This window comes from Hymenobacter armeniacus (assembly GCF_014699055.1).
Classification (GTDB): Bacteria; Bacteroidota; Bacteroidia; order Cytophagales; family Hymenobacteraceae; genus Hymenobacter; species Hymenobacter armeniacus.
The window spans coordinates 345,349-366,544 of record NZ_JACXAC010000005.1; the positions used below are offsets into that span (position 1 = coordinate 345,349).

Genomic DNA, 21,196 nt, shown 5'->3' on the forward strand with positions numbered 1-21,196 from the left:
CGTTTATGTTTCCGACTGCCTTGCGCTTTCTTGCCGTTGCCTTCTTGCTAAGCTGCTTACCTACGTGGTGCCGCGCCGGCGTCATCAAAGGCACCGTGCGCGGGGCCGACCAGCAGGGGCTGGCCTTTGCCAACGTGGCGGTGCGCGGCTCGGCCACCAGCACCGGCGCCAACGAGCAGGGCGAGTACCAGCTGCGCCTCGCGGCGGGCCGCTACGAACTGGTGTTTCAGTATGTGGGCTATCGGCCGCAGGTGCAGCCCGTGCGCGTGCCCGGCGGCGACTCGCTCCTGACCGTGAACGTGACCCTGCAGGCCGAGGCCTACAACCTGGGCGAAGTGCTGGTGAAGTCCTCAGACCGCGACCCGGCCTACGCCATCATCCAACAAGCGCAGCAGTGGCGGGCCTACCACCGGCGCGAAGTGGCCGCCTACCGGGCCCGCATCTACATCAAGGCCCTGGGCCGGATAGACGACACGCCGGCCAAAATTATGGGCTTGTTTAAGCTCGGGCCCGACATCAAAAAAGGCATCTTTTACCTGTCCGAGAGCCTGTCCGATTTCAGCTTCACGCAGCCCAACGTGGTGAAGGAACGTATGATATCGAGCCGGGTGAGCGGCGACTCGCGCGGGCTGAGCTTCAACCGGGCCAGCGCGGGGCGCAACCTGGGCTTCTATGAGAACCTGATAAAGCCGGCGTTTTCGGAGCGCGGGTTTGTGTCGCCCATTGCCGCCAACGCCATGCTGTTTTACAAGTACGAGCTGGTGGGCAGCACGCCCCGGGGTGGCGAGGTGGTGCACAAAATCCGGGTGATACCGCGCCGGCGCACCGACCCGGTTTTCTCGGGCTACATCTACATTGTGGACGGTTCCTGGCGCATTCACTCCGTTGATTTGAGCCTGGACCAAGACGCCCAGATTGACTACGTCGACAACCTAACCATCAACCAGCAGTACGCCCCCGCGCCGGGCAACCCGAACGTGTGGCTCATTCAGTCGCAGCAGGTGCGCGCCAACCTGTCGGGGCTGGGCTTCAAAGGCTCGGGCTACATTACGGCCGTGCTTTCCAACTACGCCAACGTGGTGCCCACCTACCCGGCCCCGCCCGAGCCCAAGGCCGCCCCGCCCGTGGTGACCGAGAAGCCCGACGCGCCCGTGGGCCAGGAAACCGCCGCCCAAATTCGCAAGCGCAAGCCCGACCTACGCGGCCTCAATGCCCAGGTGCGCAAGAAGGTGAAGCAGGCCCAGCGCGATTCCCTCAAAAACGACCCCTTCGCCAGCATGGGGCGCGGCGAGGTGCAGCGCATCGAGAAAGGCGTGAACGAGCGCGACTCGGCTTACTGGGACGCCATTCGCCCGGTGCCCCTCACGGCCGAGGAGCAGAAAGACTACCGCGTGAAAGACAGCACGGAGGTCATCCGCAAGTCGCGCCCCTACCAGGACTCGCTGGACAAGAAGCGCAACGAGTTTGAGTTTACCAGCCTCATATTGGGCGGCTACACCCACCAGAACACCTTCAAAAAACAGTCGGTGTCGGTGCTGCCGGTGGCCCAGATTTTCCAATACAACACCGTGGAGGGCGTCGTGCTCAACGCCCAGGCCATCTTCAACCAGCGCACTGATGACCGGCGGTACTTCACCATCACGCCCACGCTGCGCTACGGCTTCAGCAGCGAGGCGCTGAACCCGAGCCTGAGCGCTACCTGGCAGCTGCACCCGGCCAAACTCAAGCAAATCAGCGTGGTGGCCGGCCGCACCATCGAGAACTTCGACAAGAACACGCAGCTCACGCCGGCCATCAACACGTTCTACACGCTCTACCTCAACCGCAACTACGCCAAGCTCTACCGCCGCGACGGCGCCGAGTTTACCTACCTCACCGAGCCGGTGAACGGCCTGAACCTGCGCGCCACCGCCGGCTACTTCGACCGCCACGAGCTGGCCAACACCACCGACCGCCTCATCCACGACGTGCCGGGCCGGGCCTTCACGCCCAATATCCCGCTGAGCGACGAACTGGCCGACACCGGCTTTGGCCGCAGCCGCATCCTCACCGTGGGGCTGTCGCTCGACTACAAGCCCGGCCAACGCTACATCAACCGGCCCGATGGCAAGTTCAACCTGGGCTCGAAATGGCCCACCTTCAACGTGCAGGGCCGCGCGGCCCTGCCCGGCCTGCTGGGCGCCGACGTGCGCTACCTGCTGCTGCAAGCCGGCGTGCGCGACGCCGTGCCGCTGGGCCTGCTGGGCACCAGCAATTTCCGCCTGAACGTGGGCGGCTTCGTGGGCAAGCAGGAAGGCATGACATTCATCGACTACCGCCACTTCTCCGGCAACCAGACCCTGCTCACCGGCAACTTCAGCTACTTCCAGCTGCTGGACTACTACCGCTTCAGCACCAACAACGCCTACCTCGAAGCTCACTACGACCACCACTTCAACGGCTTCTTCCTCAACTACGTGCCACTGCTGCGCAAGCTGAAATGGCAGGAAGTGGCCTCGCTCAACTACCTCACCACCCGGCAGGCCGGCCACTACGTGGAAGTGGGCGTGGGCCTCGAGCACATCCTGAAGGTGTTCCGGGTCGATTTCTACACCGCCCTGCAAAGCGGCGAGCGGCTCGGCACGGGCTTCCGGGTGGGGTTCGGCTTCTAGCCAGAGCGTTTATGCACCGCAAGTGCTTGATGATGAGCCAAAAGACTGGTATGCCTGCCGGGCCAAGTCTTGCAGTAGCTGGCGCAGCTCGGGGGGCGAAACCACGGTGACCGCGCCGGCCTGGGGCAGCAGCCAGGCGGCCAGCGGCGGCAGGTAGCCGGGCACGAAAGTCATTTCCACGCTACCGTCGGGCGCGGGCTGCTCGTGCGCCCAGCCGTACTGGCGCTTGGCGTCCTGGGCGCGTCGCGCCGCCTCGGGCCCGAACCGCACCACCGCCGTGTCGCGGGGCCGGCGTTCGGCTTGCTGGGCCCAGTACTGCTGCAGCGTTTCGGCGCGGGGCGCGAAGGTTTCTTCCTGCAGGCGCAGGTGTTCGATGCGGTCGAGGCGAAAATCCCGGAAGGCCTGCCGCAGCCGGCAGTACGCCACCACGTGCCAGTACTGCCCCAGGTACAGGCCGATGGGCTCGGCGTCGCGCTCGGTGCAAGCCTCGGGGTAGCCGGCCCGGTACTGCAGGCGCACCACCCGCTGCGTGGCAATGGCCGCGAGGAGCTGCTGGTGCACATCGGAGCCCGCGGAAGCCGTTGGGCCCGGGCGCACCACCTGAATGTGCGGGCTGAGCTGTTCGAGGTAGTCGCGGTCGGCGCGGCGCAGCACGGCCCGCAGCTTGTCCATGGCGGCTTGGCCGTGCCGGGCCGTTTGTGCATCGGCGAGGCGGGCCGCCAGTTTCTCGGCCGTGAGCAGAGCGGCGGCCTCCTCCCGGGTAAACATGACGGGCGGCAGGCGGTAGCCTTCGGCCAAGGAATAGCCCACGCCGGCTTCCCCGTAGAGCGGCACGCCGGCGGCTTCCAGCGTCCGCAGGTCGCGGTACACGGTGCGCAAGCTCACGCCGAATTGCGCGGCCAAGCCCGGCCCGCGCACCAGCCGTTTGGCTTGCAGCTGCAAAAGAATGGCCGTGATGCGGTCGAAGCGGTTCATGCGCAAACCAGAAGGGAGGCGTAAAAATGGGACCGAAAACCCAAAGCCCCGGGCTTGCCGCGCAGGCCGCGGTCATGCAAGCGGGGCGTTTCACCCAAAGAAGCGCCCGGCTGCTCTTTTTTTTGAAGCGCCCCACTTCCTGCTGACACAGGGCTGTCACTTCCTGCTTGGACTTTTGGGTCATCATCGCCGCGTGGCTCATGTAGCGCCAGGGCGACCACCAACTTTCAAGCCGCTGCGGCGGCGTCATTTACCCCTTTTTCCAACCCCCCATGACCACTACCCAAGCCATTATGACCGTACAGGAAGTAGCCGACCGTTACTACGAACTGGCCCAACGCGGGCAAATAGGCCAGATACAGGACGAACTGTATGCCCCTAACGCCGTGAGCCTCGAACCCGAAAACCGCTCCAACCTGCCGCGCCGGGTAGAAGGGCTGGCTGCCATGAAGCAGAAGGAGCAGCAGTTCTACCAACTATACGAGCAGATGCACGGCGGCGAATGCGGCAAGCCGGTGGTGTCCGGCGATTATTTCGCCTGCGCCCAAAGCCTCGACGTGACCCAGAACGGGCAGCGCAAGAACAAGCACCAGTTGGCTGTTTTTGAGGTGGTGGAGGGGAAAATTGTGCGGGAAGAATTCTTCTACAAAGAATAATTGATAGCCGCCACGAGGCTGTGCGCCGGGGAGGCCGGATGCGAAAGCGTAGTCGTGCGGCATCAAGCGGTTGGCGTGCGCAGGTTCTCGCTGCTCAGGTTCCTATGTTTGTGGGTTCCTTTTTCGCTGCCTGCCTATGTCCGCCACCCCCGCTCCATTGCTTCCCGAAGACGAACCCGAGCGGCTGCGCAGCCTGCGCGCCAATGAGGTGCTGCCCACGCTCATTGAGCCCGTGTTTGAAGAGTTTGTGGCCCTCACGGCGCAGGTGTTCAGCCTGCCCATCTCGCTCATTGCCGTGGTGGAGGAGGACGACGTGTACTACCCCGCCAACCACGGCATGCCCGGCAACGACCAGCAGCCCCGCGTCGAGGCGCTGTGTTCCACGGCCGTGCAACAGTCGCGCGCCGTGGTCTACCACGACTTGCTTCTGGAAACCGCCGCCCTCACGCCCGAGGCCGTGCGCGCCGCCGAGGGAAATGAGTTGCGCTTCTACGCCGGGGCGCTGCTGCGTTTGCCCAACCAGCCGCCGCTGGGCACGCTGTGCATCATCGACCGCCAGCCCCGCACCCTGAGCGAGGCCGAGCAGCAGTTGCTGGAGCAGCTGGCGGCCCTGGTCAGCCAGGCCATTGCGGTGCGGGTGACCTGTTTGGGGCAGCCCACGCTGGGAGTAGAGCAATGGGAAACCGTGCGGGCACAATTGCAGGAAGAGCTGCGCGAGCTCACGGCGCTGGTGCGCTACCTCTTCACCCGCCACGGCGTGCAAGTGCCCGTGCCGGCCGAGCTACTCACGCAGGTGAGCCGGCGTCTCTCCGACATTAAGATGCTACTGGACGAACACCGCTGCGCGTAAGCCTGCCCACCAGCACCTCGCGCCAACAAAAACGCCTGCCCGGCCCCACAAGCGTGGGCCAGGCAGGCGTTTGGCTGCTGGATGCAGCCGAAGGCTAGTCGGCGGCGGTGCGCTTGCGGTCGCGCAGGCGCTTGAGGCCGTAGGCCGCGCCGCCGGCCAGCAGCAGCGAGGCGCCGCCGTCAATAGGCACTTCGGCGGCAGGCGTGGTGGGCGTGGGGCCGCCCGAGCCGGGGCCCTGGGCTAGGGCGGGCGTGAAGGCACCAGCCAGCAGGCACACGCCCGCGGCAGAAAGAACGAGGCGAAGCGCCGGGGTCAGAATTTTCATGGGAAAGAAAGAATGAGTTGCGATGAGACGGAAACCCGACCCAAGCCGGCCCCGGAGCTATAGTAGCGCCCGGGGCCGGCGGTCAGGCCATTCAAGCTGTTATTCTACCACGAGGCGCTTCACCACGAGGCCGGCGGCCGTGCGGGCCTGCACCGAATACACACCGGCGGCCAGGCCGCTCAGGGGCAGTTCCAGCGCGTCGGCGGAGCCGGCGGCCAGGGTGCGCGTCAGCACCGTGCGGCCCAGGTTGTCCACCACCGCCACGGCCGTGGCCTGCTGGCCGCGCAACGCCACCGGTAGCATCAGGGTAGCCGCGCCGCGCGCGGGGTTGGGGTACACGCTGGCCAGCTGGGCCAGGGCGGCGGGCGCCGTGGCCAGCACGCGGTTTTGGGTGCTGAACACCACGGCGTAGCGGCCGCCGGCCGCGGCGTTGGCCGTCAGCGTCAGGCTCACCGAGGGGGTAGCGGCCAGGTCGGTGTAGGCGCCGGTGAGGGCGTCGCGCAGGTACACGCGGTAGTTGGCGGGCACGTTGGCCAGGTCGTCGACCGTGAGGGCGTACGTGCCGGCCGTGGCCGCCGACACCAGCAGCGGCACCACCACGTCGGCGCCCGTCAGCTCGGGCAGGCCGTTGATGGCCAAGGCCTCGGCACCGGCTTCGGTGGCCAGGGTAAGCCCGTTGGACCCGGGCAGGAAGCTGGCATCAAATGCGCGGTCGAAGCTGGCGGTAGCGCCCTGCTCCACATACACCGTGGCTTGAACGCGGGCCTTGGCATTGCTCAGGGCCAGCGTCAGTTGCGGGCGGATGTCGTTGGCGCCGCGCTGGAAGGGCGTGTTGTCGAAGGTAGCCACCCGTTCTTGGTTCGTGAACGTCACGGAACCGCTGGTGCCGGCGGTGCTGGCGCGCACGAAGAAGCCCTGTCCCAGCGGAACGATGTTGGTGCCGCCGTTGGTGCCCACGCCGTTCACGTAGCTGGCGTAGGAGCCGGTGTATTGGCCGCTGCTCTTGAACACGTACAGCGCGTTGTCCACGTTGCTCAGGCGCCCGTTGCTCACCATTGCCGTCCAGTTCAGGGGCGAGGGGAAGGGGTTGCCGCGCAAGTGGAACCCGCTCTGCGTCTGCGCGCCCCGGGTGAGGCCGGCGGCGGTAAGAGGCGAGGTGCCGTTGTTGAGCGTGCCCACAAAATCGACCAGTTGATTGGCGTTGATGTTCACGGTGTAGCCGCGCGTCACTTCCAGGGCATCGCCCGTGGAACCGGGTGAGAAGAAGCCTTTGTCGAAGTCGATGGAGCCGGCGTTGCCGCTGGTGCTCACCCGGGTTTCATCATAGGCAAACACCGTGGGGAACGGCGTCACGGTGTTGCCCACCGTGTTGTAATTCGGGTTCACTACCGGCGTGAAACCGGCCGTGGCCAGGTCGGCCACCGTCGAGTTGGCCACCGGCGAAGAATAATGGCGGTAGCCCACCCCGCCGTTCAGGCTCGGGTCGATGTAGCGCTGCACCGTGGCCGTGCCGCTCACGGTGCCGCCGGTGTTCACCACGTAGGCCGTGCCGCTGGCACCCGACAGCAACGTAAAGGCCTGGCCCGAGCCAATGGCCAGCGAGCCACTGACCGTGAGGCCGCGCTGGATGGCCACCGGACCGGTGGTGGCGGCGCCCGCCGTGCCCACGCTCAGGTTGGGGAAGGTGGAAAGCGCCGGCCCGGCAATGGTTTGGGCCGCGGCGCCGTTCAGCGTCACCAGGCCCGAGCCTGCGCCGGCCACGGTGCCCGCGGCGTTGGTGAAGTTGCCCACCACGCTGAGGTTGCCGCCATTGGCGGTAGTGAGCGTAGCGCCGGCGTTCAGCGTCACGGTGCGGGCCTGCTGGGCGTTGCTCACCACGGGCTGGTTGGCGGCGGCGCCAATCACCACGTCGTTGCTGGCCAGGGGCACTTGGTTGGGCGTCCAGTTGGTGGCCGTGCCCCAGTCGGTGCTGGTGGCGCCGGTCCAGGTGAGCAGCGAGCCCGTCGGGATAAAGGCTGCCAGGCCGCTCACGTCGCCGCCGTTGCCCACGGTGCCTTTCAGCGTAGCCGCGCCGGTGGCCAGGTCCAGCGTAAAGAGCTGGTCGTCGATGCTGGCGCCCGTGTTGGTCAGTAGGTAGGCCGCGTTGGTGGTGGTGGTGGGCGTGTTAAAAATGTCAAAGTCGGCACCGCGGGGCGTAGTCGGCGCCGCCAGTCCCGACGCGCCCACCAGCACCAGCGTGCCGTTGTTGGGCGGGTTCTGAATGTAGAGGTTGCTGTTGGTGGCGTCGTAGTCGTACAGCGTGGTGGCGTTGGTGGGCGCCTGGTTGTTGATGTACGCGGCTGCGCTGATGACCGGGCCCGCCGTGAGGGTGCCGTCGGTGGCCGCAATGCCGCCCGTAATGGGATTGAGGCGGAAGTCGGCGCGGTTGGTGCTCACCACCCGAATGCGGTCCACCGTCGGGTTAAAATCGAACCCAATTCGGTCGTTGGCGCCGCCCAGCGCCAGCGACACGGGGCCGCTGCCAATGGGCGTGAGCGCGCCGGTGCCCAGGTTCACGGTATACAGGCGGCCGGTGGCGGCGGTAGCGTTGTAGCCCAAGGCGTACAACTCGCCGGTCAGGGGCCGGAAGTCCATCCCGGCCAGGGTTTCGCCCGCGTTCAGGGCGCCCAGGGCAATTGTGGAGCGCAGCAGGCTGGGCGAGTCAGAGTAGAAAGAAACCAGCTGCCCGCCGCTCACCGCATACAGCAGCTGGCCGGTGGTGGCCGGCGCCGTGGCCGAAGGCTGGGCGGCGATGTCGCGAATCTCAAACGCGGCCGCGGCCGGCACGGTGTTGCCCACCAGCGTGGCCTGGCCCGTGCCCAGGTTCAGGGTGTACAAGTTGCTGCCGCCCGTGCCGTTCACTTCTTCCAGGTAGCCCACGTTCTGGCCGGTGGTGGGGTTGAAGTAAATGTCGAGGTCGAAGCCGCGGGCTGTGCTAATGCCGAAGGAGCCCAGCCGCAGCTCGCCTACGGTGTTCAAGGTGCCGTTGTTGGGCGGGCTTTGAATGGTCAGGTAGCCGATTTGCGTGTCGTTGTTCTGCTCGTCGATGTCGTAGAGTTGGGTGTTGAGCGGCAGCGGGCCCGCCACCGAATTGGTGTAGGCCGCGGCGCCCACGCGCGGCGTGGTGCCGGCGTTTGCATCACCCGCTGCGTAAGCTAGGTTGGTATCGGTGGCCGCAACGCCGCCCGTGATGGGGTTGAGGCGGAAGTCCGCTCCCGTCGAGCTCACCACCCGAATGCGGTCCACGGTGGGGTTAAAGTCGAACCCAATGCGCACCGGTGCCGCGCCCAGCGCCAGCGCAAACTTGGCTGCCACGGCCGTGGTGAGGCCCGTGGCCGGGTCCACGGTGTAGAGCTGCGCTTGGTTCACGCCGTCGTAGCCCAGCGCGTACAGCCCGCCGGTCGCCGGCCGGAAGTCGAGGCCCACCAGCGGCAGGTTATCGGTTGGCGAGGCGTACACAATGGGCGTGGGCGACAAGGTGTTGGTCATGCCCGTCGTCAGGTTGATAGTGATGAGGCCCTGCGAGCCCGCCGGTACTATCACGCTGTTGGTGGCCGTGCCCAGCCCGTAAACCGTTTGCGCCTGAGCGCCCGGCGTCGCTCCTAATAGCAGGCCCGCGCCCAACGCCGCGGCCCCTGTTAAACGACGAAACCGCTGGCGCGCTGCCAACGGTGAAAGTAGGTGTTTGAACATGGAGTAGGAGGTAAAGATGAAACGATAAGCAACGGGCGGCGCGGCGTTATTTCGCCGGGTCGCCCGTTACATACGTTGGCATTCAGCCGCAAGGATTACCCCGCTACCTCTTTTAATCTCAAATTAATACAGCGCCCGCGGGCCAGCCGGCGCTCACGGGTTTTTAATGGCGCGCAGCAGGTTGGCCAGGGCCGCGGCCGGGTAGGCTTTGCCGCGCGATATCACCGCGTCGATGTGCCTGATGTTGGCAATGTTCTCCAGCGGATTGGCGGTCAGCAGCACCAGGTCGGCGTCTTTGCCCACGGCAATGGCGGCCGTGCGCTCGGCCACGCCCATAAACTTCGCGCCGTTGACGGTGGCCGCCTGCAGGGCCTGCAGGGGCGTGAGGCCCGCCTGCACCAGCAGTATCACCTCGTCTTGCAACGAGGCGCCGGGGTAAATGAACGAGTTGAAGGGCCCGCTGTCGGAGCCGGCCAGCAGGGGCACGCCCGCCGCCTGCATCTGCGGCACCAGGCTCATAAACTTGGTTTCGAGCTTCTTGCTAAACTGCTGGGCCGCCAGCGGCTGCTGCTTGGCGCTGTTGAGCCGGCGCGCATACGTGGCCTGAATCTTCGGGTCGATGTACGCGAGCAGGGTGTCGCGGGCGTGGTCGTTTTCGGGCAGCTCGGTCAGCGTTTTGCCAATGTGCAGCGTGGGCACGGCGGCGGTTTTGTGCTTGGCCATCAGCTTGAAGATGCGCGCGGCCGCCGCGGGGCTGTAGGTGTCGTACACGGCCGGTAGCACCGCAAACAAGCCCAGCGGCTTGGGCGTGTTCAAGCTGGTGCGCACCGCCGCCGTCAGGCTGTCTTCCTTGCCGGAGCAGGCCTTGAACACATAATACAGGTGCTCGGTAGCGTCGAGCCCGCGCTTCACGGCGTCGCCCAGCTTCACGGAGTAGGGCATGTGGCCGGTGGTTTTCAGGCCGCGCCGCTGCGCCTGCGCAATGGTGTTGAGGTAGGCTGCGCCCGAAATCTTGCTGTCGTAAATCTTCACGAAGTCGACCCGCAGCCGCTGCAGCGAGTCCAGCGCCTTGCCAATCTGGGCCGGCGTTTCCACTTCCAGCGAGCCCGGCCAGTAGGCCTTGGGACCGTCAATCTTAGGGCCCGAGGTGAAGATGCGCGGCCCGGCGTAGCGGCCCGCGTCCATGTCGGCCCGCCACTGCAGCACGCTGGGCGTGAGGTCGCCGCCGCAGTCGCGCACGGTGGTCACGCCGTGGGCCAGAAACAGGGCCAGGCTTTTCTTGTTGGCCGCCGCCAGGCTGTCGCCGCCCCGGAAGTGCACGTGCATGTCCCACAGGCCCGGAATGAGGTAGCGGCCGTTGCCGTTCACGTACTGCTTGGCGGCGTAGCTGTCCTTGTCGGCCGTTTGCACCTCCACAATCTTGCCCCGCGAAATGGCCACCACCTGGTTGGGCGTGAGCTGGCCCGTGGCCACGTCCACGAGGGTGACGTGGTTGATGACCACGTCGTAAATCGGCAGCTTGGTGGGCCGGCGGGCGCAGCCGGCCAGCGCCGCGGCCAGGCTCAGGCCCAGTAAGACTCGGGGAAAATTCATGCGGAAGAGCGGCAAACGGCCGCGGCAAAGTTAGGCCGGCAGCCGCACCGTAAATTCGGTGAACTCGCCTTCCTCGCTTTCCACCGTGAGCGTGCCGCCGTGGCCCTTCGTGATGATGTCGTAGCTCAGCGACAGGCCCAGGCCCGTGCCCTCGCCCATGGGCTTGGTGGTGAAGAAGGGCTGAAACACCTGCGCCGCCACCTCCGCCGACATGCCGATGCCGTTGTCGCGCACCCGAATTTCCACCGCGCCCTCGGCCCGGCGGGTTTGCACGCGCACCACGGGCTGGTAGGTGGGCTCGTCGGCCTGGCGGTGGCGTACGGCGTGCAAGGCGTTGGTAAACAGGTTCAGAAACGCCCGCCCCAGCTCCTGCGGCACGGCGGGCACCGGCTCCAGGTGGGGGGCCAGCTCCACGTCGAGTTGCACGGCCGCGGCCCCGGCCGGCCCCGGCGTGCTCAGGCCGGCCAGGCGCAGGCTTTCGGCCAGCAGGGCGTTGAGGTCGGTGGGCTCCGGCGCGCTGCTGCCGGTGCGGGCGTGGGCCAGCATGTTGGTGATGATGGACGAGGCCCGCTGCCCGTGCTGGCTGATTTCGCGCAGGTTCTGCTTCAGCCCGGCCATGATTTTCTGCTCCAGGCCGCTGGGCTGGTCGGCGCCGGGCAGGGCGGGGCCCTGGTCGAGCAGGGCCTCGCTCACGGCCGCAAAATTGCGCATGAAGGCCAGCGGGTTTTGCAGCTCGTGGGCAATGCCGGCCGAGAGCTCGCCCACAAACGACCATTTCTCGGCCGCCACCAGCTGGTCCTGCATGGTGCGCAGCTCGGTCAGGGCCTGGTCGAGGGCATTGCGCTGGGCTTCAATCTCGGCGTTGCGCTCGTTCAGCAGGCGGTTGGCGCGGCGCTGGTGGTAGTTGGTGCGCCACAGCGACGCGGCAATGAGTGCGCAAAAGCCCAGCGCCGCCAGCAGGGCCATGCGCTGGTAGCTAGCCGTTTGCAGCTTGTGCTCGGCCCGCTGCTGCAGTTGGCGCTGCTGCTCGTTGAACGCCAGCAGCTGCAGTTGCCGGAACTTGTCGGGCCCAAACAGGCTGTCGTGCGCCGCAATGGCCAGGCCTTGGTAGCGGTAGGCGCTGTCGAGGTTGTTGCGCGCCTGGTAGAGGCGAGCCAGCAGGTTGCCCGCATCGAGCACGGTGATGCGGTACGACACCCGCTGCGCGGTTTGCAGCGCCCGGCGGGCATACAGCAGGCTCGAATCGGGCTGGTGCAGCGTGTGGTAGAGGTCGGCCATGCGGTAGTACGCCATCGAGCGGTTGCGCAGGTCGTTGGTCAGGGCGGTTTCGCGCAGCGAGCGGCGGTAGTAGCTCAAGGCTTCGGGGTAGTGGCCCAGCCGGGCCTGCACGCGGCCCATGTTGCGCAGGGCCAGGGCCTCGGCCAGCTTGGGGCGCGGAAACCGCGCCAGCAGGTCCTGGGCCTGGCGCTGGCGCAACAGGGCCGAGTCCACCACGTTCAGGCGCTCGTAGCAGCTGCCTTGGTTGGTGAGTGCGCCGGCCACCCAGGCCGACTGGTGCGTGCGCTGAAACAAGGCCTGCGACAGCTCATAATAGCGAATGGCCTGCCGGTACTGGCGCAGGTCGAAGCTGATGTTGCCCAAGGCATTTAGGCTCGCGGCCTCGCCTTCCAAGTCGTGGGTGTCGCGGCTCAGTTGCAGGGCAATGGTTTGGTTGGCAAAGGCTTTGGGCAGCTCGCCGCGCTCGCGCAGCACAATGCCCATCATGCTCTGGGCCCGGCCGCGGCCCTTGTCAAAATTGTAGCGCCGCGCCAGCTGCCAGGCCTGCTGGGCCAGGGCCATGGTCGAATCGGGCTTGGAGGCGCGGTACGTGTAGGCCAGCTTCAGCAGGGCCAGCACCCGGCTCGAGTCGGCGAGCGTGCGCTCGTACACGCGCCGCAGGCTGTCGGTGGCCGGCGTTTGGGCGGCGCGCAGTGGCTGGGCGGCTAGCAACAGGCCGCCGCTCAGCACAAGCCACCGGGCTACAAGCAAAGGGGCGTAAAAGAATCGGATAAAAAAGTGGGTAAAAGGACCCGACGGCCCAGGGTGAAAACGCATGGTGCATGCCGGGCACTGCCGGCGAATAATAACGCCTGATGGGCGCGGAAAGGGCAGCTTGGGGTACATTCAGCGCCAACGCACTTTGGCGCCGGCCTGGCCCGCGTGCAGCCGGGCGGGCACGCTGGCCAGAATGAGGTCGCGGAGGGCCGTGAGCAGCGGGGTGCGCACGAAGCCGTGGTGCACCACCAGGCTGACCTCGCGCACCGGCGCCGGCTCGGCAAAGCGCTTGAGTAACGGGTTGTGGCCCACTTCGTCCAGCACTGCCAGCTCCGGCACCAGTGTATAGCCATGATGCCGCCGAACTAGTTCCATCAGCGTTTCAATCGAGCCGCTCTCGTACGTGACGGCGCCCGTGGAAGAAGACGGGCCGCACACGTTCAGCACCTGGTTGCGGAAGCAGTGGCCCTGCTGCATCAGCCACAGGCCGGGTTGGTGCAGGTCGGCGGGCTGCACGGTGGCGCGGGCGGCCAGCGGGTGGGTGTCGGAGGCCAGCAGCAGAAACGGCTCCTCCAGCAGCGGCAGCTCGCGCAGTTGCCGGTCGTCGAGCGGCGTCACCAGCAGGCCCACGTCGAGGCGGTGCTCCTTGAGCTGCTGCATGATTTCCTCGGAGCGCAGCTCTTCTACCCGTACCCGCAGCTCCGGGTAGGCCGCGGTGAGGCCCACCAGAAAACGCGGCACCAGGTACGGCGCCACCGTGGGGATGACGCCCAGGCGCAGTTCGCCCACCACTTCGCCCTTCTCGGCCTGCACCAGCTCGCGCAGCAGCTGGGCCTCGCGCAGCACCTGCCGGGCCTGGGCAATGACCTTCGCGCCCACCGCCGTGGGCTCGGCGCCGCGCTGGCTGCGGTCGAAGAGCAGCACGCCCAGCTCTTCTTCCAGCTTCTGTACCTGCACGCTCAGGGCGGGCTGGCTCACGCAGCTTTTGTCGGCGGCGAGGCCGAATTGGCGGTGCGTGTCGAGGGCCACCAGGTACGTGAGTTGCTGCAAATTCATGTAGCAAAGATAATCTGGGGTTATAAAACTGATTTATAAAATCAGTTTTGCTTATGAGTTCTGCTCAGGTTAGTTGAGGGGGCTACTTGGCACAAGCCTCTCAATTTGTATGAAGGAGTCAACAAAAACGCCGCTTCGAGTTCTCGAAGCGGCGTTTTTGTTAATGGGGAAGTAAGCTTACATCACCACTTTCAGGTTGTCGAACTTGCCGGATACCTGCATGGTAATCAGTGGAAACCTTGCGACGACGAATGGCAATGGGTTGAGTTGGTTTGGCGCCTCCACAACGAATTGGCCGCTGATAAGGTGGCGCTTCGCATCGTAAGCTGTGATGGTCACGTTGCCCGTCAGCTGCGGGGTGGTTTCGGAAAAGGGAAAAGCAGAGGTTACTCCTTCGGAGTTAAATTCGTAACGCACAAAAACAGGGTCGGTAGGGTGGTCCAGGCAGCGCCACGCATACGTGCCCACCCAATCGGCTCCTCGCAACGGGCTGTCGCGCAGCTTGAGCTGGGTCCGGTTTATTTCCAAGTGAAGGTTGGCCGTGGAAGCCACAAAATCCAGCGTTAGCACCTTCGAGCCGAGCGCCGCCGCGCTCTGGATACCGGGGGAATTATAGGTTCTCACAAAACCACCCCCGTCGGGTCGCATCACGTAGTTCTTCAGCTCAGAATACGGCGCTGGGTCAGCCGGGGCCGTCTCATTCTTGCTGCAAGCAGCAAAGCCGGTAGCGGTAACCGTGAGGGCGGCCAGCAATAGGGCGCGAGTAGTTATTTTCATGAAAAGTGGTAGTGACCGCGAGGCTAGTGGAGAAAAAGGCGGGCACAATGATTGCCCCGAATGCCCAAAGTGACTGGCAATAAATGAGCCATTCTCCCGGCGCTTTAAGCAGTCGAAAGAGAGGCGCTAGATGGCTACTTTCACGTTGTCGAATTTGCCATATACCCTAATGGTAACCAATGGGAACATGGCGACGGAGCCGGGCAAAGGATTCAGCTGATTGGGGGCCCCCAATTCGTACCGGCCACTGATAAGGTGCCGTTTGGCATCGTAAGCCGTGATGGTCAGATTGCCGGTTAGTTGGGGCGTGGTTTCGCTGAAGGGGAAAACGGAAGTCACCCCGTCCCACCGGAACTGGTAATGCACCACAGCCGGGTCGTTGGGTCGGTCGAAGCTCTTCCACGCATACGTGCCTACCAGCTCGCCGCCGCGCAAAGCGCTGTCCCGGTGCTTCAGTTGAGCAGCGTCTATGTCTATGTGCAGGACGGTTGTGGAAGACACGAGCTCAAGCTTCAGGGCCCCCGTGCCCAGCACCGCCGCGCTCCGGATGCTGGGCGGGTCGTTGGTAATGACATAGGCGCTTCCATCCGGCCGGACTATTCGATTAGCCAGTTCGCAGTAGGGGGCAGGGTCGGCCGATGGCGCCTCGTCTTTGCGGCAGGCGGCGAGGAACGAGGTGGCCGTGAGGGCGGCCAGGAGCCAGCCGCGGGTAGAGTTTAGCATAAGAAAGTGGGCAACAGCAGCGCTGCGTGAAAGGAAGGCAAAAGAAAGGTAGGCACGAATGCCCAATTGCACGCGCAACGAAATGAGCCATTCTCCCAGCCCTGCGGGCAAGTGCTGGGAAAATGGCTCATGTGGGAAATGCCAGCGCTACAGCGGCTTCTTGCGCTCGGCCTGGAATTTCTTCAGCTGCGGCTCCACCACCTTTTTATCGCCCACCACCACGATGGTCATGGCCTCGGGGCGGATGTACTTGCGGGCGATGTCGCTCACTTGCTGCGGCGTCACGGCGTTGATGTTTTTCACCTGCTCGGTGAGGTAGGTTTCGGGCAGGCCGTGCAGGTCCAGCGCGTTGAGCTGGCCAATGATGCCGGCCGGCGTGGAGTTGCGCAGCACAAACATGCCCCCTTCAAAGTTCTGAATGCCCTTCAGCTCCTCCGTCGAGGGCGCTTCCTTCTGCAGGCGCTCCACTTCGTTCATGATTTCCTTGAGCGAGTTGCCCGTCTCGGCAGTCGTCACGTCGGCCGTTTCGCTCCAGGTGCCGGCCCGGTAGTGGGTGGTGAGGGAGCTGTAGGGCGAATACGTGTAGCCTTTGTCCTCCCGGATGTTGCGCGTGATGCGCGAGCCAAACGAGCCGCCCAGCAGCGAGTTCATCACCCGCATCCGGATGTAGTCGGGGTGGCTGGGGTCTACCACGGGCAGGCCCACCACTATGGTCGACTGCGGGGCGTTGGGCCGGTCCTGGGTCAGCAGGTCGCCCTTGGTCAGCGGCTTGGCCACCTCAATCTTGGGCGCCGGGCCCTGCTGGAAGCTTGCCCATGCCGCCGTGATGGCCTGGCGCAGTGCCGGCGCATCGAAGCGCCCGGCCGCGTACACGCTGGTGCGCTGGGCGCCGTATTGGGTCTTGTAGAAGTTCTGCACCTGCTCCAGTGTCAGGGCGTCAATCTGGGCATCGGTGGGCAGGCCGCGGCCGTAGGGGTGGTCGCCGTAGATGGCCGTGTTGAACTTCATGCGGGCCTGCACGCCGGGCTGGGCGCGGGCCAGCGCCATTTGCCGCTTCAGGTCGGTTTTGAGGCGGGCCACTTCGCTGGCCGGCAGGGCCGGGTGCAGCACCACGTCGGCCAGGAGGGTGGCCAGCTCGGGCGCATACTCGCTTAGGCAGGAGGCCAGCAGCGTGGTTTGGTCGGCGCCCACCGAAATGTTGAGCGCGCCGCCCATGCGGGCCACCCGCTCGGCCAGCTGCGTGGCCGACGTCGACGCGGTGCCTTCCTGCAGCAGCTTGCCCAGCAGGTCGGCCACCGACGCTTCGTTTGCCGCCTCGTGCACGTTGCCCGCCTGAATGGCCACCAGCAGCGTCACCTTCGGCACCTGCCCGAACGGCACCAGGCGGGCCCGCAGGCCGTTGTCGAGTGTGAAATCTTCCTTGGCCGGCAGGGCAAAGTCGCGCGGCTGGCCGCCGGCGGGCGGGGCCTGCTTGGCCGCACCTTTGGAGTGAATGACCGGCTTGGCGGTCGTTTGGGTTTTGGCGGGGGCTTTCTGGGCCTGCGCATGCGGCGCCCCGGCGCCCACCAGGGCCGCGCTGAGCAGCCCCATAACTAGCTTTTTCATATAAAGAAGGCGGAAAACTAGCTTTTGGCCAGGGGGTTGACGGTGATGATGGTGCGGTTGGTGGGCCGCAGGTACTCGCGAATGGTCTTTTGCATGAGCTCGGGCGTCACCTTCCGGAACTCGCCTTCGAGCCGGTTGATGCGGCTGGGGTCGTTGTCGAACAAGGCAAACGCGGCCAGCAAATCGGCCCGTCCGAAGTTGTCGGACCCACTCACCTGGTCATAGAACGCCGAGCGGATTTTTACCAAGGCCAAGTCCAGCGTGGGCTGGTCGATGCCGGTGCGGGCCAGTCGGTCAATTTCCTGGTCGAGCACGCGCACCACCGAGTCGGCCTGCACGGCGGGGTCAAACACGAGGTCGCCCATCCACAGCATGGGGCCGTTGTAGTTGAACTGATTGCCCAAATAGTTGATGCCGCCGCTCACGTTGTCGGTGTAGCCGCGCTTCTGCACCAGGGCTTGGTAGAGGCGGCTGTCGTTGCCCTGCAGCAGAATCTGGTCGAGCATTATCATAGCGTAATACTCGGGCGTGTTGCGCTCGGGCATGTGGTAGCCGAAGGCCAGGGCCGGCTTGGTGGCCAGCTTGTCGTCTTTGCTGAAGCGCTGTTCCTGCTCCTGGCGTGGCTCCGCAATGTCGGGCTTGGGCGGCTGCGGCGCGCTGGGAATGGCGGCGTAGTACTTCTGCACCCAGGCCTTGGCCTCGGCGGGGTCGAAGTCGCCCACCACGGCCAGCACGGCGTTGTTGGGGGCGTAGTAGGTTTTGAAAAACGACTTGGTATCGGCCAGGTTGGCCGCGTCGAGGTCGCTCATGTCGCCGTAGAAGTTGTGGGCGTTGTTCCAGTTCTTGTTGGCTTTCATGGGCATGTCTATCCACGGAAAGCCGCCGTAGGGCTGGTTGAGCACGTTCACGCGCACCTCGTTTTTCACCACGCCCTGCTGGTTGGTCAGGTTGACTTGCGTGATGGCCAAGCCGCGCATGCGGTCGGCTTCGGCCCACAAAATGGTTTCGAGCTTGTGGGCCGGCACCACCTCAAAATAGTTGGTAAAGTCGAAGCGCGTCGAGCCGTTCAGGGCCCCGCCGTTCTTCTGAATCAGCCCGATGAACTCGTTCTTGCCCAAGTTCTGCGAACCCTGAAACATCAGGTGCTCAAACAGGTGCGCAAAGCCCGTGCGGTTGCGCGGCTCGGTGCGGAAGCCCACGCCGTAATAAGCCGCCACCGTGGCCGTGGGCGCCGTGTGGTCGGGCGAGAGCACCACTTTTAGCCCGTTGGGCAGCGTGTAGTATTCCACCGGAATCTCAAACGCCGGCCCGGCGGGCGGCGGGGTGGGGGCTGCCGCCACCGCGGGGGCGGCGGTGCTGGGCGCAGGCGTCGTGACCACCGACGTGGCCTTGGGGCTGCACGCTCCGAGCGCCAGCGCGGCCACCGGCGCCCATCGCAGGCCCCGTGGCAAGGTAAACAACTGTCTCATAGGTAAAAGGTGTGAAGTGGGAGAGTGGTGTAAGAGGCTCTTAAGTTAAGAAATGTCGGCACATGTCAACCCGCCCGACGGGCAGCGCCGGCCAACGCCGAAGCAATGAAGAGGGATAATGCGCGGCCGTTGCATCGCCGCCGGGCCTCACAACATTTTAGGACCCGCCGCGCGACCTTTGCGCCGTGTTCGCCTTTTCTACGCTGCCGGCGTTGCTTGCCGGCCACCTGCTGCAAGCCCCCGCCGACCCCGCCGCCGAGGTGCGCCACCTGCTGCTCGACAGCCGGCGCGTGGGCCTGCCCGCCGGCGCCTTGTTCTTCGCCCTGCGCGGCCCCAGCCACGACGGGCACCGTTACCTGCCGGCCCTGTACGCCCAAGGCGTGCGCCTCTTTGTGGTGGAAGAAGGGAAGGACCTGCCGGGCGGCCTTGCGGCCTATCCCGAAGCCGGCATCCTGGCCGTGGCCAGCCCGCTGGCGGCGCTGCAGGCCCTGGCGGCGGCGCACCGCGCCCGGTTCGGTGGACCGGTGCTGGCCATCACTGGCTCCAACGGCAAAACCATTGTGAAAGAATGGCTGGCCCAACTGCTGAGCCCCGACGAGGACATCTGCCGCTCGCCGCGCTCCTACAACTCGCAGGTGGGCGTGCCGCTGAGCGTGTGGGAGCTGAACCCCGCCCGGCACACGCTCGGCATCTTTGAAGCCGGCATTTCGGAAGTGGGAGAGATGGCGCGGCTGGCCGGCATCATTCAGCCCACCGAGGGCCTGTTCACCACCCTCGGCACGGCCCACGACGCCGGCTTTGCCTCCCACGAACAAAAGCTGCTGGAGAAACTGAAGCTGTTTCAGGGCCCCGGCTTTCAACGCCTGTTTTATTGCGCCGACCAGCCGCTGGTGCAGGCCGCCGTTTCGCGCCTTGGGCTGCCCGGTTTCAGCTGGACGCGCCAGGCGGGCCAAACGGCCGACCTGTTTTTCGACGCGCAGCCCGTCACCGACGGCCGCACCCGCTGGCTAACCCACGCCGCGGTCGGTGGGGGAGAAACGGAGTTCACCCTGCCCTTCGCCGACGAACCCTCGGTCGAAAATGCCCTGCACTGCCTGGCCGTGCTGCTGCACCGCGGCCTGGAGCCGGTCGAAATCCAGCGCCGCCTGGCCCGCCTGCACCCCGTGGCCATGCGCCTGGAAATGAAGCAGGGCCGCCACGACTCCTACCTGCTCGACGATACCTATAATAACGACTTGGCCGGCCTTTCGCTGGCTCTCAGTGCCTTGGCCCGGCAGCCGCGACCGGGGCGCCGCACCCTCATTCTGAGCGACGTGCTGGAATCGGGCCTCACTGGTGAGGAGCTGTATGCCCAGGTAGCCGCCCTGCTGCCCGCGGCGGGCGTTACGCGGCTCATCGGCATCGGCGAAGCCATCGGCCAGCAGCAAAGAGTGTTTCCGGAAGGCCTGGCGGCCGAGTATTTCCAGAGCACCGAGGCGTTTCTTGCCCAGCTCGACCCCGCCGCCTTTGCCCGCGAAGTGGTGCTGGTGAAGGGCGCCCGCCGCTTCGGCTTTGAGCGAATTGTGGCGGCCCTGCAGGCCCAGCAGCACGGCACGGTGCTGGAAGTCAATCTTGATGCGCTGAGTCATAACCTGCAGCATTACCGCCGCCAGCTTCAGCCCGGCACCAAACTCATGGTGATGGTGAAGGCCTTCGCCTACGGCGCGGGCTCCTACGAAGTGGCCAGCCTGCTCGAATTTCAGCGGGCCGACTACCTGGCCGTGGCCTACGCCGACGAGGGCATTGCCCTGCGCGAAGCCGGCATCAGCCTGCCCATCATGGTGATGAACCCGGCGCCCGATTCCTTTGCCGCGCTACGCCAGTACCGTCTCGAACCGGAAATCTATTCGTTCGAGATGCTGAACGAATACCTGGCCGCCTTCGATGCCGCGGCGTCTGAGGGCCCGTTGCCCGTGCCCAAAATTCACCTCAAGCTCGACACGGGCATGCGCCGCCTTGGTTTCGACGAAGCCGACCTGCCGGCGCTGACTGCCCGCCTGCGCGAGCACGCCGCGCACCTGTCCGTGGCCAGCGCGATGACGCACCTGGCCGCCGCCGACGAGGCGGTGCACGACGATTTCACGCAACAGCAGCTGGCGGCCTTCCGCCGCATGGCCGCGGCCGTGGAGGAAGCGCTGGGCTATGCCGTGCTCAAGCACGCGCTGAACTCGGCCGGCATTCTGCGCTTTCCCGAAGCCCACTTCGATATGGTGCGCCTGGGCATTGGGCTCTATGGCGTGGACGCCAGCGGCCGCGACACCGATGCCCTGCGCTCCGTGAGCCAGCTACGCACCACCATCTCTCAAATCAAAACCTTGCCCGCGGGCCACACCGTGGGCTACGGCCGCCGGGGCACCGCGGCCGATGCCGACCGACGCATTGCCACGCTGGCCATTGGCTACGCCGATGGGTACGACCGGCGTTTCGGCAACGGCGCGGGCATGGTGCTCATTCGGGGGCAGCGGGCGCCGCTGGTGGGCTCCGTGTGCATGGACATGTGTATGGTCGACGTGACGCACATTGCCGAGGCCCGGGCCGGCGATGTGGCCCTGGTGTTTGGCGAAGGCTTGCCGCTGCCCGAACTGGCGGGCCGCATTAGCACCATTCCCTACGAGTTGCTCACCAACGTGAGCGAACGGGTGAAGCGTGTGTTTGTGAGTGAATAGCACCCGGCATGGTCCTGCTTTTCTTTGCATAAGCTAAAAAAACAG

Annotated in this window: 14 protein-coding genes; 4 read left to right on the forward strand and 10 right to left on the reverse strand. The window is 65.6% G+C overall.

Features of this window, described 5'->3' with window-relative positions; translation table 11 throughout:
• Positions 1–44 precede the first annotated feature (44 nt).
• Positions 45–2,651 (forward strand): DUF5686 and carboxypeptidase regulatory-like domain-containing protein, encoded by a 2,607-nt coding sequence (locus tag IC234_RS16185; protein ID WP_190926581.1) that lies wholly within the window; start codon positions 45–47, stop codon positions 2,649–2,651.
• Between the two features lie 9 nt (positions 2,652–2,660).
• Here the strand turns inward: IC234_RS16185 and IC234_RS16190 are convergent, their stop codons facing one another.
• The gene (locus tag IC234_RS16190; RefSeq protein WP_190926583.1) at positions 2,661–3,626 is read right to left on the reverse strand and encodes a helix-turn-helix transcriptional regulator; all 966 of its coding nucleotides are present in this window, start codon (positions 3,624–3,626) and stop codon (positions 2,661–2,663) included.
• A 272-nt stretch (positions 3,627–3,898) separates the two neighbouring features.
• Here IC234_RS16190 and IC234_RS16195 point away from each other — a divergent pair, with 272 nt between their 5' ends.
• Both IC234_RS16195 and IC234_RS16200 read left to right on the forward strand, forming a co-directional pair.
• Complete coding sequence (locus IC234_RS16195; protein WP_190926585.1) at positions 3,899–4,282, forward strand: nuclear transport factor 2 family protein; 384 nt, start codon at positions 3,899–3,901, stop codon at positions 4,280–4,282.
• Positions 4,283–4,418: 136 nt separating this feature from the next.
• The gene (locus IC234_RS16200) at positions 4,419–5,132 is read left to right on the forward strand and encodes a GAF domain-containing protein (RefSeq protein WP_190926587.1); all 714 of its coding nucleotides are present in this window, start codon (positions 4,419–4,421) and stop codon (positions 5,130–5,132) included.
• A 94-nt stretch (positions 5,133–5,226) separates the two neighbouring features.
• Here IC234_RS16200 and IC234_RS16205 read toward each other — a convergent pair whose 3' ends face one another.
• The 9 genes from IC234_RS16205 to IC234_RS16245 all read right to left on the reverse strand — a co-directional run bounded on the left by IC234_RS16205 (position 5,227) and on the right by IC234_RS16245 (position 18,446).
• A complete protein-coding gene (locus IC234_RS16205) occupies positions 5,227–5,457 on the reverse strand; it encodes a PID-CTERM protein-sorting domain-containing protein (RefSeq protein WP_223827722.1) in 231 nt (76 codons plus the stop codon).
• A 99-nt stretch (positions 5,458–5,556) separates the two neighbouring features.
• Complete coding sequence (locus IC234_RS16210) at positions 5,557–9,189, reverse strand: DUF4394 domain-containing protein (RefSeq protein ID WP_190926589.1); 3,633 nt, start codon at positions 9,187–9,189, stop codon at positions 5,557–5,559.
• A gap of 153 nt (positions 9,190–9,342) precedes the next feature.
• A complete protein-coding gene (locus IC234_RS16215) occupies positions 9,343–10,782 on the reverse strand; it encodes an amidohydrolase family protein (RefSeq protein ID WP_190926592.1) in 1,440 nt (479 codons plus the stop codon).
• 30 nt (positions 10,783–10,812) lie between these two features.
• Complete coding sequence (locus tag IC234_RS16220) at positions 10,813–12,810, reverse strand: ATP-binding protein (protein ID WP_190926594.1); 1,998 nt, start codon at positions 12,808–12,810, stop codon at positions 10,813–10,815.
• Positions 12,811–12,945: 135 nt separating this feature from the next.
• On the reverse strand, positions 12,946–13,872 hold the full coding sequence (locus tag IC234_RS16225; protein ID WP_190926596.1) for a hydrogen peroxide-inducible genes activator: 927 nt from the start codon (positions 13,870–13,872) through the stop codon (positions 12,946–12,948).
• A 177-nt stretch (positions 13,873–14,049) separates the two neighbouring features.
• Positions 14,050–14,625 carry a hypothetical protein gene (locus IC234_RS16230; protein ID WP_190926598.1) on the reverse strand — a complete coding sequence of 192 codons (576 nt, stop codon included), beginning with the start codon at positions 14,623–14,625 and terminating at the stop codon, positions 14,050–14,052.
• 150 nt (positions 14,626–14,775) lie between these two features.
• Positions 14,776–15,372: a hypothetical protein gene (locus tag IC234_RS16235; RefSeq protein WP_190926601.1), complete on the reverse strand. Its 597-nt coding sequence runs from the start codon at positions 15,370–15,372 to the stop codon at positions 14,776–14,778.
• A 147-nt stretch (positions 15,373–15,519) separates the two neighbouring features.
• Positions 15,520–16,977 carry a M16 family metallopeptidase gene (locus IC234_RS16240; protein WP_223827723.1) on the reverse strand — a complete coding sequence of 486 codons (1,458 nt, stop codon included), beginning with the start codon at positions 16,975–16,977 and terminating at the stop codon, positions 15,520–15,522.
• Between the two features lie 17 nt (positions 16,978–16,994).
• Entirely contained in the window at positions 16,995–18,446 is a 1,452-nt protein-coding gene (locus tag IC234_RS16245; RefSeq protein ID WP_190926603.1) for a M16 family metallopeptidase, read from the reverse strand.
• A 185-nt stretch (positions 18,447–18,631) separates the two neighbouring features.
• Here IC234_RS16245 and IC234_RS16250 point away from each other — a divergent pair, with 185 nt between their 5' ends.
• Positions 18,632–21,151, forward strand: coding sequence for a bifunctional UDP-N-acetylmuramoyl-tripeptide:D-alanyl-D-alanine ligase/alanine racemase (locus IC234_RS16250; protein ID WP_190926606.1), 2,520 nt, complete (start codon positions 18,632–18,634; stop codon positions 21,149–21,151).
• Positions 21,152–21,196 lie beyond the last annotated feature (45 nt).